This is a genomic window from Streptomyces sp. NPDC048637 (assembly GCF_040650675.1).
Classification (GTDB): Bacteria; Actinomycetota; Actinomycetes; order Streptomycetales; family Streptomycetaceae; genus Streptomyces.
The window spans coordinates 15,038-28,811 of sequence record NZ_JBEZHQ010000034.1 but is presented as its reverse complement, the minus strand read 5'-3'; the positions used below and the strand labels follow the sequence as shown (position 1 = coordinate 28,811).

General features: G+C 71.8%; 11 protein-coding genes. 7 read left to right on the top strand and 4 right to left on the bottom strand.

Annotated elements, in window-relative coordinates; genetic code table 11:
• Window positions 1-35 precede the first annotated feature (35 nt).
• Window positions 36-1,418, top strand: a complete 1,383-nt coding sequence (locus AB0C46_RS31225) for an FAD-dependent oxidoreductase (protein ID WP_362831942.1) — start codon at window positions 36-38, stop codon at window positions 1,416-1,418.
• Between the two features lie 30 nt (window positions 1,419-1,448).
• Here AB0C46_RS31225 and AB0C46_RS31220 read toward each other — a convergent pair whose 3' ends face one another.
• The gene (locus tag AB0C46_RS31220; protein ID WP_362831941.1) at window positions 1,449-2,981 is read right to left on the bottom strand and encodes a hypothetical protein; all 1,533 of its coding nucleotides are present in this window, start codon (window positions 2,979-2,981) and stop codon (window positions 1,449-1,451) included.
• 31 nt (window positions 2,982-3,012) lie between these two features.
• On the bottom strand, window positions 3,013-4,080 hold the full coding sequence (hemE, locus tag AB0C46_RS31215; protein WP_362831940.1) for a uroporphyrinogen decarboxylase: 1,068 nt from the start codon (window positions 4,078-4,080) through the stop codon (window positions 3,013-3,015).
• 147 nt (window positions 4,081-4,227) lie between these two features.
• Here hemE and AB0C46_RS31210 point away from each other — a divergent pair, with 147 nt between their 5' ends.
• The 3 genes from AB0C46_RS31210 to AB0C46_RS31200 all read left to right on the top strand — a co-directional run bounded on the left by AB0C46_RS31210 (window position 4,228) and on the right by AB0C46_RS31200 (window position 7,250).
• Window positions 4,228-4,884 carry a DUF3000 domain-containing protein gene (locus AB0C46_RS31210; RefSeq protein WP_362831938.1) on the top strand — a complete coding sequence of 219 codons (657 nt, stop codon included), beginning with the start codon at window positions 4,228-4,230 and terminating at the stop codon, window positions 4,882-4,884.
• A gap of 351 nt (window positions 4,885-5,235) precedes the next feature.
• Window positions 5,236-5,898 carry a response regulator transcription factor gene (locus tag AB0C46_RS31205; protein ID WP_018088879.1) on the top strand — a complete coding sequence of 221 codons (663 nt, stop codon included), beginning with the start codon at window positions 5,236-5,238 and terminating at the stop codon, window positions 5,896-5,898.
• A 77-nt stretch (window positions 5,899-5,975) separates the two neighbouring features.
• Window positions 5,976-7,250, top strand: a complete 1,275-nt coding sequence (locus tag AB0C46_RS31200) for a ribonuclease D (RefSeq protein ID WP_362831937.1) — start codon at window positions 5,976-5,978, stop codon at window positions 7,248-7,250.
• A gap of 55 nt (window positions 7,251-7,305) precedes the next feature.
• Here the strand turns inward: AB0C46_RS31200 and AB0C46_RS31195 are convergent, their stop codons facing one another.
• A complete protein-coding gene (locus AB0C46_RS31195; protein WP_362831936.1) occupies window positions 7,306-8,001 on the bottom strand; it encodes a PepSY domain-containing protein in 696 nt (231 codons plus the stop codon).
• A gap of 250 nt (window positions 8,002-8,251) precedes the next feature.
• Between AB0C46_RS31195 and AB0C46_RS31190 the strand changes: the two genes are divergently transcribed.
• The 3 genes from AB0C46_RS31190 (at window position 8,252) to AB0C46_RS31180 (ending at window position 12,111) form a co-directional block, all read left to right on the top strand.
• A complete protein-coding gene (locus tag AB0C46_RS31190; RefSeq protein WP_362831935.1) occupies window positions 8,252-9,478 on the top strand; it encodes an acetyl-CoA C-acyltransferase in 1,227 nt (408 codons plus the stop codon).
• On the top strand, window positions 9,475-11,610 hold the full coding sequence (locus AB0C46_RS31185; protein WP_362831933.1) for a 3-hydroxyacyl-CoA dehydrogenase NAD-binding domain-containing protein: 2,136 nt from the start codon (window positions 9,475-9,477) through the stop codon (window positions 11,608-11,610). The genes AB0C46_RS31190 and AB0C46_RS31185 overlap by 4 nt, the downstream gene beginning before the upstream one ends.
• Before the next feature lie 102 nt (window positions 11,611-11,712).
• Window positions 11,713-12,111: an NTP pyrophosphohydrolase gene (locus AB0C46_RS31180; RefSeq protein ID WP_362831932.1), complete on the top strand. Its 399-nt coding sequence runs from the start codon at window positions 11,713-11,715 to the stop codon at window positions 12,109-12,111.
• Window positions 12,112-12,188: 77 nt separating this feature from the next.
• Here the strand turns inward: AB0C46_RS31180 and AB0C46_RS31175 are convergent, their stop codons facing one another.
• Entirely contained in the window at window positions 12,189-13,715 is a 1,527-nt protein-coding gene (locus AB0C46_RS31175; protein WP_362831931.1) for an amino acid permease, read from the bottom strand.
• Window positions 13,716-13,774: the final 59 nt, after the last annotated feature.

The following is a 13,774-nucleotide window of genomic DNA, read 5'->3' as shown; positions in this document are numbered from 1 at the left end:
ACGACGAGGACCCGAGCGGCGAAGGGGCACACGGCATGGCGGCGGAGCGGCTGGTGGTCGTCGGAGGCGATGCGGCGGGGATGGCCGCGGCATCGCAGGCACGCCGGCTGCGGAAGCCCGACCAGCTGGCGATCACCGCGTTCGAGCGCGGCCATTTCACCTCGTACTCCGCCTGTGGCATCCCGTACTGGGTGGGCGGCGAGGTCGACGGCCCGGACGCGCTGATCGCCCGTACGGCCGAGGAGCACCGCGCCCGGGACATCGATCTGCGGATGCGTACCGAGGTCACCGAACTCGACCTGGACCGCGGCCGGGTGCGTACCCGGGAGCTGGACAACGGCGGCCGGGAGTCATGGACCGGCTTCGACAAGCTGGTGCTGGCGACCGGTGCGCGGCCGGTCCGCCCCGATCTGCCGGGGATCGACGCGCCGGGGGTGCACGGTGTGCAGACCCTCGACGACGGCCAGGCGCTGCTGGACACCCTCGACGCGTCGTCCGGCCGGCGGGCGGTCGTGGTGGGCGCGGGCTACATCGGGGTGGAGATGGCCGAGGCGCTGATCCGTCGCGGCTATGCGGTCACCGTCCTGGAGCGGAGCGCCCAGCCGATGTCCACCCTGGACCCGGACATGGGCGCACTCGTCCATGAGGCGATGTGCCAAATGGGCATCGAGACGGTGTGCGGGACGACCGTCACCGGTGTGCTGACAGATGCGGTGGGACGGGCCCGCGCGGTCACCACCGAGGACGCCGAGTACCCGGCGGATGTGGTCGTGCTGGGCATGGGCGTCCGCCCCGAGACCACGCTCGCCGCCGCGGCCGGGCTGCCGCTGGGCGGGTCCGGCGGGCTGCTCACCGATCTCGGGATGCGGGTCCGCGGCCAGGACCACGTCTGGGCCGGCGGCGACTGTGTGGAGGTCATGGACCTGGTCTCCGAGCGCACCCGCCATATCGCGCTGGGCACCCACGCCAACAAGCACGGGCAGGTCATCGGCGCCAATGTGGGCGGCGGCTACGCCACCTTCCCCGGTGTCGTCGGCACGGCCGTCAGCAAGGTCTGCGATCTGGAGATCGCCCGGACGGGGCTGCTGGAGCGCCACGCGCACGCCGCCGGACTGCGCTTCGTCACGGTGACCGTCGAGGCCACCAACCGCGCCGGCTACTACCCCGGCGCCCGCCCGATGCACGTCAAGATGCTCGCCGAGCGCCGTACGGGCCGGTTGCTGGGGGTCCAGATCGTCGGCCGCGAGGGCGCCGGCAAGCGGGTGGACATCGCGGCGGTCGCGCTCACGGCCGGCATGACGGTGGAGCAGATGACCGCCCTCGACCTCGGCTACGCCCCGCCGTTCTCCCCGGTCTGGGACCCCGTCCTGGTGGCGGCCCGCAAGGCGACCGGCGCCGTACGGGCCGCCGGGGTCTGACGCCGCGCCTCGGCGCCGGCCCGCCCCGGCTCAGTCGTCGTCCTCGCCGTACCCGTCCTCGGCGGCCTCGTCCCAGGTGTCGCACCACTCCAGCCACTCCTCGGCGAGCGGTGCGAGGTTCCGGGGGCAGGCCCAGGCGTCCGGCTCCTGTGCGCCCTCCGGGGCCGGGAAGCTCTCCGGGGCGAAGAGGTGGGCGAGGCGCTCACCGGCCTCGCCGGGCAGACCGGCCCCCACTCCCGGGTGTGCCTCCCCGTGCGGGCACGTCTCCGGCACCGTGGCGACGGCGCTCTCCAGAACGGGGCGCAGCTCGCGGTAGACGGACGGCGGCGGGTCCGGGTAGGCGAGGTCCAGGCTGTGACACACGGTCAGGAACAGCACAAGCCGTTCGTGGTCGGCGAGGGGGCCGCGCACGAAGCGGCGGGCGGCCCACAGCCCGAGGTCCTCGGTCCGTTCCTCGCCCTCGGCAGCGCGCCGCAGCACTACCGCCAGCCGTGCCGCGTCCCATGTCCCGTCCGGGCCCAGGCACTCCGCGTCCAGGTACTCCGTCCGGCGCTCGCCGAAGAACCGGTCGCGGGCCACGGTGAGATGGCCGAGGGTGTCGTGGGCGAGCGCCTGCAGATGGGCGCGGCAGGTCCAGGCGACGGGTGGCGCGTCCTCGATGCCGTCCTGGTAGCTCCGCTGGAGCCGGGCGCGGCCGCCCGGGGTGAGGAGGTGGTAGCCGGTGCCGGCGTCGGCGTCCGGGTCGCCCGAGAGCTCGGGGTGTGCGCCGTCGTCGTGGGAGCAGGTCGCGCCCTCCAGCGCCCGCAGGGCGTCTTCCAGCGTCCCGATCATGTCGTCGAGCACCCAGCGCGGCCTGACCATCCCGGAAGCGGCTTCCCAGCACGCAGCGCGGAGCAGGACGAGGTGCCCGGCGAGGGCTCCCCTGCTGGGGTGCGCGGGGAGACCGGTCCCGGCGGTGACCTCGTACGCGGGCTCGACGCCGCCGCGCGGATAGCCGTGCAGGACCGAGGCGAGGTCCTCGATGCCGTCCTCGTGGTGCTGCGGAACGCGCTCGGGAATGCCGTCCGGGGTGCCGGGGGCGATGATCTCGGCGGCGGTCCGCGCGAACACCGCGACGGCGTGCGGGCAGCGGTACTCCTCCTTGGTGCCCGGCTCCTGCCACGCCGGGTCCGCCTCGGTCGGTGTGCCGTTGCCGAGGAGCACCACGTCCGGAGCGCTGTAGGTCAGCCGGAGCTCATCGGAGTCGAGGTCCTCCAGGGCGCTTTCGCAGGGGTGCGTGCGGTGGTCGCAGGGCGGGCCGTCCAGGGCGCCGGCCGCCGTGCGCAGCACCTCCGCGACCTGCCCGGCCGTCGCGTCATCCGCTCTCGTGGCGAGGTAGCGGGTCATCGAGAGCAGCCCGTAGACCCACATGGCGGCGTGCTCGCCGCCCGGGTCGGCGGCGAGGCGGCGTACACAGTCGAGGACGACCGGGTCGGCCGTCCCGGCCGGGGAGCGGTGGTCGACCAGCTTCCAGGCGGCGGCAAGGTCGGCAATCGGGGCGTCGGCGGAGGCATGCATGATCACGACGACGCCCCGGGGGCGGGAGCGGTTCCGCTCAGCGCGCCGTCTGCGTGTGCACGTACTCGACCAGGCGGGTCAGCGCGTCCGGGTCGGTGGTGGGCAGGACGCCGTGGCCGAGGTTGAAGATGTGGCCCTCCAGGCCGGCGGCCGCGTCGAGGACCGCACGGGCCTTGGTCTCGACGGCCTCGCGGGGGGCGAAGAGCACGGCCGGGTCGATATTGCCCTGGAGTGCCTTGCCGGGGCCGACGCGGCGGGCCGCCTCGTCCAGCGGGACCCGCCAGTCGACGCCGACGACATCCGCGCCCGCCTCGCCCAGCAGGCCGAGGAGTTCACCGGTGCCGACACCGAAGTGGATCCGCGGCACGCCCAGACCCTCGACCGCCTGGAAGACCTTGACGGAGGCCGGCATCACGGAGCGGCGGTAGTCGGCCGGCGAGAGCGCGCCGACCCAGGAGTCGAAGAGCTGCACCGCGCTCGCCCCGGCCGCGATCTGGACCTTGAGGAAGGCGGCGGTGATGTCGGCGAGCCGGTCCAGGAGGTCGGCCCACAGCTGCGGGTCGCCGTACATGAGGGCCTTGGTGCGCTCGTGGTTGCGCGACGGGCCGCCCTCGACGAGGTAGCTGGCGAGCGTGAAGGGCGCACCGGCGAAGCCGATCAGCGGGGTGCCGCCCAGCTCGCGGACGAGCATGCCGATGGCCTCGGTGACGTACGGGACGTCGCCGGGCTCCAGGCGGCGCAGCTGCTCCAGGTCGGCGCGGGTGCGGATCGGGTTCTCGACGACCGGGCCGACGCCGGGCTTGATGTCGAGGTCGATACCGATGGCCTTGAGGGGGACGACGATGTCGCTGAAGTAGATGGCGGCGTCGACGTTGTGGCGGCGTACGGGCTGCAGCGTGATCTCGGTGACCAGCTCGGGCCGCATGCACGAGTCGAGCATCGCGATGCCCTCACGGACCTTGCGGTATTCGGGGAGTGAGCGCCCGGCCTGGCGCATGAACCACACCGGGGTGTGCGGCACCGGCTCCCGTCGGCATGCCCTGAGGAAAGCCGAGTCTTCCGTACCGGTCTGCTGCTGGCCCGCGGGGCTGAGGTTGGCGCTCACGCCCCAAATCTTCGCACGACGACCCGGCCGCCGATCGGGGCAGGTGGCCGTTATCTCCCCATGCGCCCGAGGGCGCCTCCGAATGGGCGACGCGCGCACCGGGTGTCCTCCCCGTATGCGGGCCCGGTTCCGCCTAATCTTCCGGGCATGGCTGCGGCTCATGAACACCTCGCGGACAGCGCGGACGAGACCCCGATCCCCTTCCGTCAGGCGGTCGAAGCGCTCCGCGCGGCACGACTGCGGCCGGAGATCGAGATCGATCCGACGCCCGCCCCGAAACGGCTCGCCCCGTTCGCGTATGCGCTGGAGGCCGCGGTCGTCGAGCGCGGTTCGGGTCCGGACGGCGAGGACCGGGATCTGGCGGACGGGCGGCTGGTGGTGCTGCACAACCCGGCCGGGGACGAGACCTGGCAGGGCACGTTCCGGGTGGTGACACTGGCGCGGGCGGAGCTGGAGCCGGAGATGGGCGCCGATCCGCTGCTGCCGGAGGTGTCCTGGTCGTGGCTCACGGGCGCACTGGACGCGCGCGGGGTGCACTACGGCGCGCCGAGCGGGACGGTCACCCGGGCCGGCTCGTACTACTTCGGCGGGCTCGCGGCGCGTGAGCCGGCAACACAGATCGAGATCCGGGCGTCCTGGACGCCGGCCGAGGGCGCCGGCGGGGTGCCGGATCTGGCGGCGCATCTGTCGGCGTGGTGCGATCTGCTGTGCCAGGTGGCGGGTCTGCCGCCGGCCCCGCTCGACATGACCACGCGCGGCGGGATCGTCCCGTTGCCGCAGCGCCGCGGCGCACAGCCGCGCTGACCTCCGCCGCTCCCCGCGGCCCGGCCGCGGGGAGCGTGCTCCTTTTCCGCCGGTCCCGGTGATCGTTTTGCTGCCCGGCCGGCGCCGCGCCCGCCCCGCCGCCTCTCCTGACGAGGTCCGCGGTAGCAGCGCGGGCGGCTTCGCGTACGGCTTTGATCATCTCAGTGCGCACCGGGCACTCACCCTGATCGATCACCCATCCGATTTGCCCGAATTGCCCCTAACTAAATCGTGATCAAAGTCTAAAGTCCCGCCGGATTGCTGCCGAAGAGGTCAGTGACCCTTCAAACACGGATCATTCCGGCTCCCCCAAGTCGGCTTCCGTCCCCGCCACTCCCCCCAGGAGGCCCGGTGTCTGTTCTCCTCGAGCAACCTTCGAGCCTGGTCGCCTACCGCCCGAACAAGCCGACGGCCATGGTCGTCGTGGCCGACCCTCGCGTCCGCTCCACCGTCACCCGCCATCTGTGGGCCCTCGGAGTGCGCGACGTGATCGAGGCGTCGTCCATCGCGGAGGCCCGTCCCCGCGTCGGCAACCCGCGCGACATCTGCGTTGCCGACGTCCACCTTCCCGACGGCTCCGGCCTCACGCTGCTGTCCGAGACCCGGGCGGCGGGCTGGCCCAACGGCCTCGCGCTGTCCGCGGCCGACGACATCGGCGCCGTACGCAACGCCCTGGCCGGCGGCGTCAAGGGCTATGTCGTCACCGGCACCCGCACCAACCTGGGCCTTCCCGGCCGTCCCGGCGCCTCGCCCATCGGCGCCAACGCCGCCCGTATGCAGCGCCGCCCTCCGGGCGCCCCCGGCCACCCGGGCGGCTACCGGGAACTGTCGGGACGCGAGGTCGAGGTGTTGCGGCTGGTGGCGGAGGGCCAGTCCAACAAGGCCATCGGCGTCTCGATGGGGCTGTCGGCACTGACCGTCAAGAGCCACCTCGCCCGTATCGCCCGCAAGCTCGGCACCGGCGACCGGGCCGGAATGGTGGCGGTCGCCCTGCGTACCGGCATCATTCACTGACCGTCCACACGACCGTCTCGCCCGTCGAGGGAACGTTCCCTCGACGGGCGACGTGCATACACAGATACCCTTGACTGGTGACCGACGCCCAAAAGACCGCAGCAGACACGACACTGCGAGCAACCGGAGACTCGCCTCCGGACCCCCGACCGGCGCCGGTCCCTCTCCTGGAGCCCCGCGAGGGCATCCCCCCGGTGACCGCCACGGACGAGGCACTCGCCGAGATCGTGGCGGCCTTCGCGGCCGGTACGGGCCCGGTGGCCGTCGACGCCGAGCGGGCCTCCGGCTACCGCTACGGCCAGCGCGCCTACCTCGTACAGCTGCGCCGCGAGGGCGCCGGCAGCGCGCTGATCGACCCGGTCGGCTGCCCCGACCTGTCGGCACTGGGGGAGGCGATCGGCGACGCCGAGTGGGTGCTGCACGCCGCCACCCAGGACCTGCCGTGTCTGCGTGACATAGGGATGGTCCCCACCCGGCTGTTCGACACCGAGCTGGCCGGACGGCTGGCCGGCTTCGCCCGGGTCGGACTGGGCGCGATGGTCGAGAACGTCCTCGGCTTCGCCCTGGAGAAGGGCCACTCCGCCGTCGACTGGTCCACCCGCCCGCTGCCCGAGCCCTGGCTGCGCTATGCCGCGCTCGATGTCGAGCTGCTGGTGGATCTGCGGGACGCCCTGGAAGAGGAACTGACGCAGCAGGGGAAGCTGGAGTGGGCCCGGCAGGAGTTCGCGGCGATCGCCGCCGCTCCCCCGCCGCCGCCCCGCAAGGACCCCTGGCGCCGCACGTCCGGCATGCACAAGGTCCGCCGGCGCCGCCAGATGGCGGTCGTACGGGAGCTGTGGACGGCCCGTGACCAGGTCGCCCAGCGGCGCGATGTCTCACCCGGCAAGGTGCTCGGGGACGCCGCGATCGTGGAGGCGGCGCTGAGCCTGCCGCCGAACAGCCATGCGCTGGCGGGACTGCCCGGCTTCGGGCACCGGATGGGCCGCCGGCAGCTGGAGCAGTGGCAGGCCGCCGTGGACCGCGCCCGCGCGCTGCCCGAGAGCGAGCTGCCGCAGCCCGGCCAGCCGCTCAACGGCCCGCCGCCGCCCCGCGCCTGGGCCGACAAGGACCCGGTCGCCGCGGCCCGGCTGTCGGCCGCCCGCACGGCGGTCACCGCGCTCGCCGAGAGCCTGCATCTCCCGCAGGAGAATTTGATCACTCCGGACACGGTGCGCCGGCTGTGCTGGGAGCCGCCGGCCGAGCCGACCCAGGAGTCGGTCGCCGAGGTGCTGTCGGGCCATGGCGCCCGCCCCTGGCAGATCGAGCAGGTCGCGCCGATTCTCACCGAGGCGCTGCTGACGGACGCCGGCTGACGCGTATGCCCCGGGCGGAGGAGGACTCCGGCCCGGGCCATGGGCACACGGTTGCTCAGTCCTGATCGATGTTCATCCACAGGACCTTGCGGTTGGTCGCGTCGATCTCGTACGTCGTCTCGTTCCAGTCATCGAGGGTCACCACGCCCACCGTCCACGCCACGGTGTCATTGCCGTGGTCGGCGTCGTCGAGCTCGATGGTGGTGACGGTGCCCTTCGTCTTCTCGGTGGCCGTCTGCGCGGCCTGCTGAGCCGTGACGGTGGCCTTGGACAGCCGGGCGGCCAGCTGCTGTTTGTCCTCGGGGTCGTCCGACTGGGGGCGCGGCTGCTCCGCCTTGCCGGAGACCGCGTCGACCCGCACGGCGTATGCCGCGCCGTCGGTCGTCGCCACCACGGTGTCCCAATAGGGGCTGGCGGGCGTCCCCTTGAGTTCCGCGGCGATCGCCTCCGAGGAGGGGACGGCCGCGATCGCCGCCTTCAGTGCCTGCCCGTAGTCGACCTTGGCCTTGGGGACCAGGGCCTTGCGCTGGGCCTGGTCCGCGTTGAGCGAGCCGCTCGGGGAGGGGGCGGCGGTGGCGGGCACCGCCCGCGAGGGGGCCCCGCTCTTCTGGGGGCTTCCCGTGTCGTTGCCGTTGTTCCCGCAGCCCGACAGCAGCGCGCCCGCGGCGGCGACAGCACAGACCAGTCCGATCGTGCGCGGCCCCGCCGGACGCCCGCGCCGGACCACGACACCACTCCTGTTCGTATCCATATGGGCACTTTAGGTGTGTGATGGGATGAATTGCTCCAAGACCCGACGGCATTCAGCCCTTTTCGATCACCGGTTTCCGCCGGTTGCGGCGCCGTCACCCGGCAGCCGGGGCCTCCGCGGGGTGTGACCTTCAACGCTCCGGGCGGTGGGGGTGTGCAGCTTGGTTACCCGTAAGTAGCATGTTGGTGGGAAGCGCCCCGCGGGGCGCCCCGCAGCAGCAGTGCCATCCCGCACCTGGAGGAGAGCCAACGTGCCTCGTACCGCTAGGGACGTCGTCTTTGTCGACGGCGTCCGCACCCCGTTCGGCAAGGCGGGCCCGAAGGGCATCTACCACGAGACCCGCGCCGACGATCTCGTCGTGAAGGCCATCCGGGAGCTGCTGCGCCGCAACCCGGCCCTGGACCCCGCGAAGATCGACGAGGTCGCCATCGCCGCCACCACCCAGATCGGTGACCAGGGTCTGACCATCGGCCGCACGGCCGGCATCCTCGCGGGCCTCCCGCAGTCCGTGCCCGGCTACTCCATCGACCGCATGTGCGCCGGTGCGCTGACCGCCGTCACCGCCACCGCCGGCTCCATCGCCTTCGGCGCGTACGACGCCGTCATCGCCGGCGGTGTCGAGCACATGGGCCGCCACCCCATGGGTGAGGGCGTCGACCCGAACCCGCGGTTCGTGAGCGAGAAGCTCGTCGACCAGTCGGCCCTGTTCATGGGCATGACGGCGGAGAACCTCCACGACCGCTACCCGCACATCACCAAGCAGCGCGCCGACGAGTACGCCGTGCGCTCGCAGGAGAAGGCGGCGAAGGCGTACGCGAACGGGAAGATCCAGCAGGATCTGGTGCCGATCTCGGTGCGCAACACCAACGCGGAGGTCGGCGAGACGGGCTGGGGCCTGGTCACCGCCGACGAGCCGATGCGTCCGGGGACGACCCTGGAGAACCTCGCCGGTCTCAAGACGCCGTTCCGTACCCACGGCCGCGTCACCGCCGGTAACGCCGCCGGTCTCAACGACGGTGCCACCGCCTCGATCATCGCCTCCGAGGACTTCGCCCGGGAGCACGACCTCCCGGTCAAGATGCGCCTGGTCTCCTACGCCTTCGTCGGCGTCGAGCCCGAGGTCATGGGCTACGGCCCGATCCCGGCCACCGAGAAGGCCCTCGCCAAGGCGGGCCTGGGCATCGAGGACATCGACCTGTTCGAGGTCAACGAGGCGTTCGCCGTGCAGGTGCTCGCCTTCCTCGACCACTACGGCATCGCCGACGACGACGCGCGCGTCAACCAGTACGGCGGCGCCATCGCCTTCGGCCACCCGCTGGCCTCCTCCGGCGTGCGGCTGATGACGCAGCTGGCCCGGCAGTTCGAGGAGCAGCCGGAGGTCCGCTACGGCCTGACCACCATGTGCGTCGGCTTCGGCATGGGCGCGACGGTCATCTGGGAGAACCCGAACCACAAGGACGCCGGAGGCAGCAAGTGAGCACCCCCACCACCGCCGAGCTTCTGAAGGGTGCGGCCGAGCTGTTCCCGGACGAGGTCGTCACGTCGGCGCACGTGCGCCACCTCGATCTGCCGTACGGCGCGGGCAAGTTCGCGCTGATCACGCTCGACAACGGCTTCGACCACACCAAGCCGACCACCTTCGGTCCGGGCTCGCTGGCGAACCTCAACGCCGCGATCGACCAGGTCGAGAAGGAGGCCGCGGACGGCGACATCGTCGGCGTCGGCCTCACCGGCAAGCCGTTCATCTTCGCCGTCGGCGCCGACCTCAAGGGCGTCGAGCTGCTGAAGAAGCACGAGGACGCGCTGGCCATCGGCAAGGGCGGCCACGAGGTCTTCAAGCGGCTCGCCAAGCTCGCCGTGCCGACCTTCGCCTACTACAACGGTGCCGCCATGGGCGGTGGCGTCGAGGTCGGTCTGCACTGCTCGTACCGCACCGTCTCCAAGGCCCTCCCGGCCTTCTCGCTGCCCGAGGTCTTCCTCGGTCTCGTCCCGGGCTGGGGCGGCTGTGCGCTGCTGCCGAACCTCATCGGCGCGGACAAGGCCGTCTCGGTCATCATCGAGAACTCGCTCAACCAGAACAAGCAGCTCAAGGGCCAGCAGGTCTTCGACCTCGGTATCGCGGACGCGATCTTCGAGGGCGCGGACTTCCTGGAGCAGTCGCTGATCTGGACGGCGAACGTCCTCAAGGGCGACGTCACCGTCGAGCGCCCCGAGGTCGACCGCGGTGAGGCCTGGGACCAGGCCGTCGCCAAGGGCAAGTTCATCGCCGACGGCAAGGTGCACGGCGCCGCCCCGGCCGCCTACCGCGCGCTCGACATCATCGCCGCCGCCAAGAGCGGCGACCTCCAGGCCGGTTTCGACGCCGAGGACCAGGCCCTGGCGGACCTGATCATGGGCGGCGAACTCCGCGCCGGCATCTACTCGTTCAACCTGGTGCAGAAGCGCGCCAAGCGCCCCGCGGGTGCGCCGGACAAGAACCTGGCGCGTCCGGTCAGCAAGGTCGGTGTCGTCGGCGCCGGTCTGATGGCCTCGCAGCTGGCCCTGCTGTTCCTGCGCCGCCTGGAGGTGCCGGTCGTGCTGACCGACATCGACCAGGAGCGCGTCGACAAGGGTGTGGGCTATGTCCACGCCGAGATCGACAAGCTGCTCGGCAAGGGCCGGATCAACCAGGACAAGGCCAACCGCCTCAAGGCCCTGGTCTCCGGTGTCCTCGACAAGGCCGAGGGCTTCTCCGACGCCGACTTCATCATCGAGGCGGTCTTCGAGGAGATCGGCGTCAAGCAGACGGTGTTCGCGGAGGTGGAGGCCGTCGCCCCGGCGCACGCGATCCTCGCCACCAACACCTCCTCGCTGTCGGTCTCCGAGATGGCCTCGAAGCTGAAGCACCCCGAGCGGGTCGTCGGCTTCCACTTCTTCAACCCGGTCGCGATCCTGCCGCTGCTGGAGATCGTCCGCGGCGAGAAGACCGACGACGCCTCGCTGGCCACGGCCTTCGGCGTCGCCAAGAAGCTGAAGAAGACCGCGGTGCTGGTGAAGGACGCCCCGGCGTTCGTCGTCAACCGCATCCTGACCCGCTTCATGGGCGAGATCCAGAACGTCATCGACGAGGGCACCCCGGTCGAGACCGCCGAGAAGGCCATCGAGCCGCTCGGGCTGCCGATGTCGCCGCTGGTGCTGCTGGAGCTGGTCGGCCCGGCGATCGGTCTGCACGTGTCGGAGACCCTGAACCGCTCCTTCCCGGACCGCTTCACGGTCTCCCCGAACCTCAAGGCCGTCGTCGAGGCCGGCAAGCGCGGCTTCTACGTCTACGACTCCGGCAAGCCGGAGCTGGACCCCGAGGTCGCCGCGCTCCTCAAGCAGGGTGACTCGGTGCTGACGGAGGAGCAGGTCCGCGACCGTGTCCTGGACGCGGTGGCGCAGGAGATCGGCCTGATGCTGGACGAGGGCGTGGTCGCCGAGGCGCAGGACATCGACCTGTGCCTGATCACCGGCGCCGGCTGGCCCTTCCACCTGGGCGGCATCACGCCGTACCTGGACCGCGCGGGTGTCTCCGAGCGGGTGACCGGCAAGAAGTTCCTGGCCCCGGGAATCGCGAGCGTGCCCGCCTAAGGGTGCACAGCTGACAGCGGGAGGCGCGGGCCGGCTCGGCGGAGCCGGTCCGCGCCTTCGTGTGCCGGGGCCGGCGGCCGCCCGGCGTGGGAGGGTGGCGGCATGGATTCCTTGGTCATTGTCGATGCCGCGAATGTCGTCGGCTCGGTGCCCGACGGCTGGTGGCGGGACCGGCACGGCGCGGCCGAGCGGCTGCGTGACGCGCTGCCCGGGTACGTCGCCCAGGGCCTGCCGGGGCTGGTACCGCCGCCCCTGGAGATGGTCCTGGTGGTCGAGCGCGCGGCGCGCGGGGTCGAGTCCGTCGAGGGCGTCCGGGTGGTGCCGGCGGACGGCAGCGGCGACGACCGGATCGTGCAGCTGGTGGCGGACGAGTGCGGCGGGCGGGACTGTCTGGTGGTCACCGCGGACCGCGAACTGCGGGAGCGGGTCCAGGCCCTGGGCGCGCGGGTGACGGGGCCGCGGGCCGTGTGGGGCCGGGAGCGCGGCGGGCGCCGGGCGTAGGTACGGCGAAGCCCCGTACGCCGCGGCGGGCGCGGCATACGGGGCCGGGCGGAGGACCGGGCAGGCGTCCGGCGCCGTCAGTCCTTGGCGGCCTCCCGGGTGCGGATACCGAGGCGGCTGTGCGAGCGCCCGTACAGGAAGTAGATGACGAAGCCCGCCACCATCCAGAACCCGAACCGGACCCAGGTCTCCGCGGGCAGGTTGAGCATCAGCCACACCGAGGCCGCCACCGAGAGCGCCGGCACCAGCGGCACCAGCGGGGTGCGGAAGGAACGGGGCAGATCGGGCCGGGAGCGGCGGAGCAGGATGACGCCGACGGCGACCACGACGAACGCGAACAGGGTGCCGATATTGACCAGTTCGGCGAGTTCGTCGATCGAGGTGAAGCCGGCGACGACGGCGACGACGACCCCCAGCGCGATGGTCGACCGGTAGGGGGTGCCGAACCGCGGGTGGGACTTCGAGAAGACCCGCGGCAGCAGCCCGTCCCGGCTCATCGCGAAGAACACCCGGCTCTGGCCGAGCAGCAGGATCATGCTGACGGAGGTCAGGCCGACGGCGGCGCCGAAGCTGATGACGCCCGCGAAGAAGGGGTGTCCGAGGTCCTTGAAGGCATCGGCGAGCGGGGCGTCGGTGGAGAGCTTGCTGTACTTCTGCATACCGGTCACGACGATCGACACGGCCACGTAGAGGACGGTGCAGATGGCCAGTGAGCCGAGGATGCCGCGCGGCACATCGCGCTGCGGGTTGCGGGTCTCCTCGGCGGCGGTGGCCACGATGTCGAAACCGATGAAGGCGAAGAAGACCACGGCCGCCGCGGCGAAGATGCCCATGGTGCCGAAGTTGGCCGGGGTGAAGCCGAACATCAGCTGGGCCAGCGGCGCATTCAGTCCGCCGCCGGCTGCCACGGGCTCGCTGGGCGGAATGAACGGCGTGTAGTTGGCGCCGTTGATGAAGAAGGCACCGGCGGCGATGACCAGCAGGACGACGGTGACCTTGATCCCGACGACCACCGCCGTCACCCGCGAGGAGAGCTTCGCACCGAGCACCAGGATGCCGGTCAGCACCAGGACGAGGAGGAAGGCGAGCAGATCGAAGCCGAACCGCCCCTCATGGGTGCCGGACAGAGCAGCGGGCAGATGCAGCCCGCCGGTGTCCAGCAGGGACCGCACATAGCCGGACCAGCCGACCGCGACCACCGCACAGCCCAGGGCGAGTTCCAGGATCAGGTCCCAGCCGATGATCCAGGCGGGCAGCTCGCCCAGTGAGGCGTACGAGAAGGTGAAGGCCGAACCGGCGACCGGCACGGTGGAGGCGAACTCCGCGTAACACAGCGCCGCCAGCGCGCAGACCACGCCCGCGACGACGAAGGACAGGGCGACGGCGGGTCCGGCCTGCTCCTTGGCGATTTTTCCGGTAAGGACGAAAATGCCGGTGCCGATGACGACACCGACACCGAAGACGGTCAGATCGAGCGCGGACAGGGACTTTCTGAGCGTGTGCTCCGGCTCCTCGGTATCCAGGATCGACTGTTCCACAGACTTCGTCCGGAACAGGCCGCGACTGCGGCGTGAATCATGTGGTGTGCCGTGCTGTGTGCTCATGGGCGAACCTCCGCCTGGACGACCCTCGCAACTCTCCTGAACTGACCGAGTCTCCGCAA

Bases quoted from the DNA above. Each gene is read 5' to 3' on its own strand.
- AB0C46_RS31180 (WP_362831932.1), top strand. From the start codon at position 11,713: ATGGATTCCTTGGTCATTGTCGATGCCGCGAATGTCGTCGGCTCGGTG.
- AB0C46_RS31195 (WP_362831936.1), bottom strand. From the start codon at position 8,001: ATGGATACGAACAGGAGTGGTGTCGTGGTCCGGCGCGGGCGTCCGGCG.
- AB0C46_RS31175 (WP_362831931.1), bottom strand. From the start codon at position 13,715: ATGAGCACACAGCACGGCACACCACATGATTCACGCCGCAGTCGCGGC.
- AB0C46_RS31225 (WP_362831942.1), top strand. From the start codon at position 36: ATGGCGGCGGAGCGGCTGGTGGTCGTCGGAGGCGATGCGGCGGGGATG.
- AB0C46_RS31210 (WP_362831938.1), top strand. From the start codon at position 4,228: ATGGCTGCGGCTCATGAACACCTCGCGGACAGCGCGGACGAGACCCCG.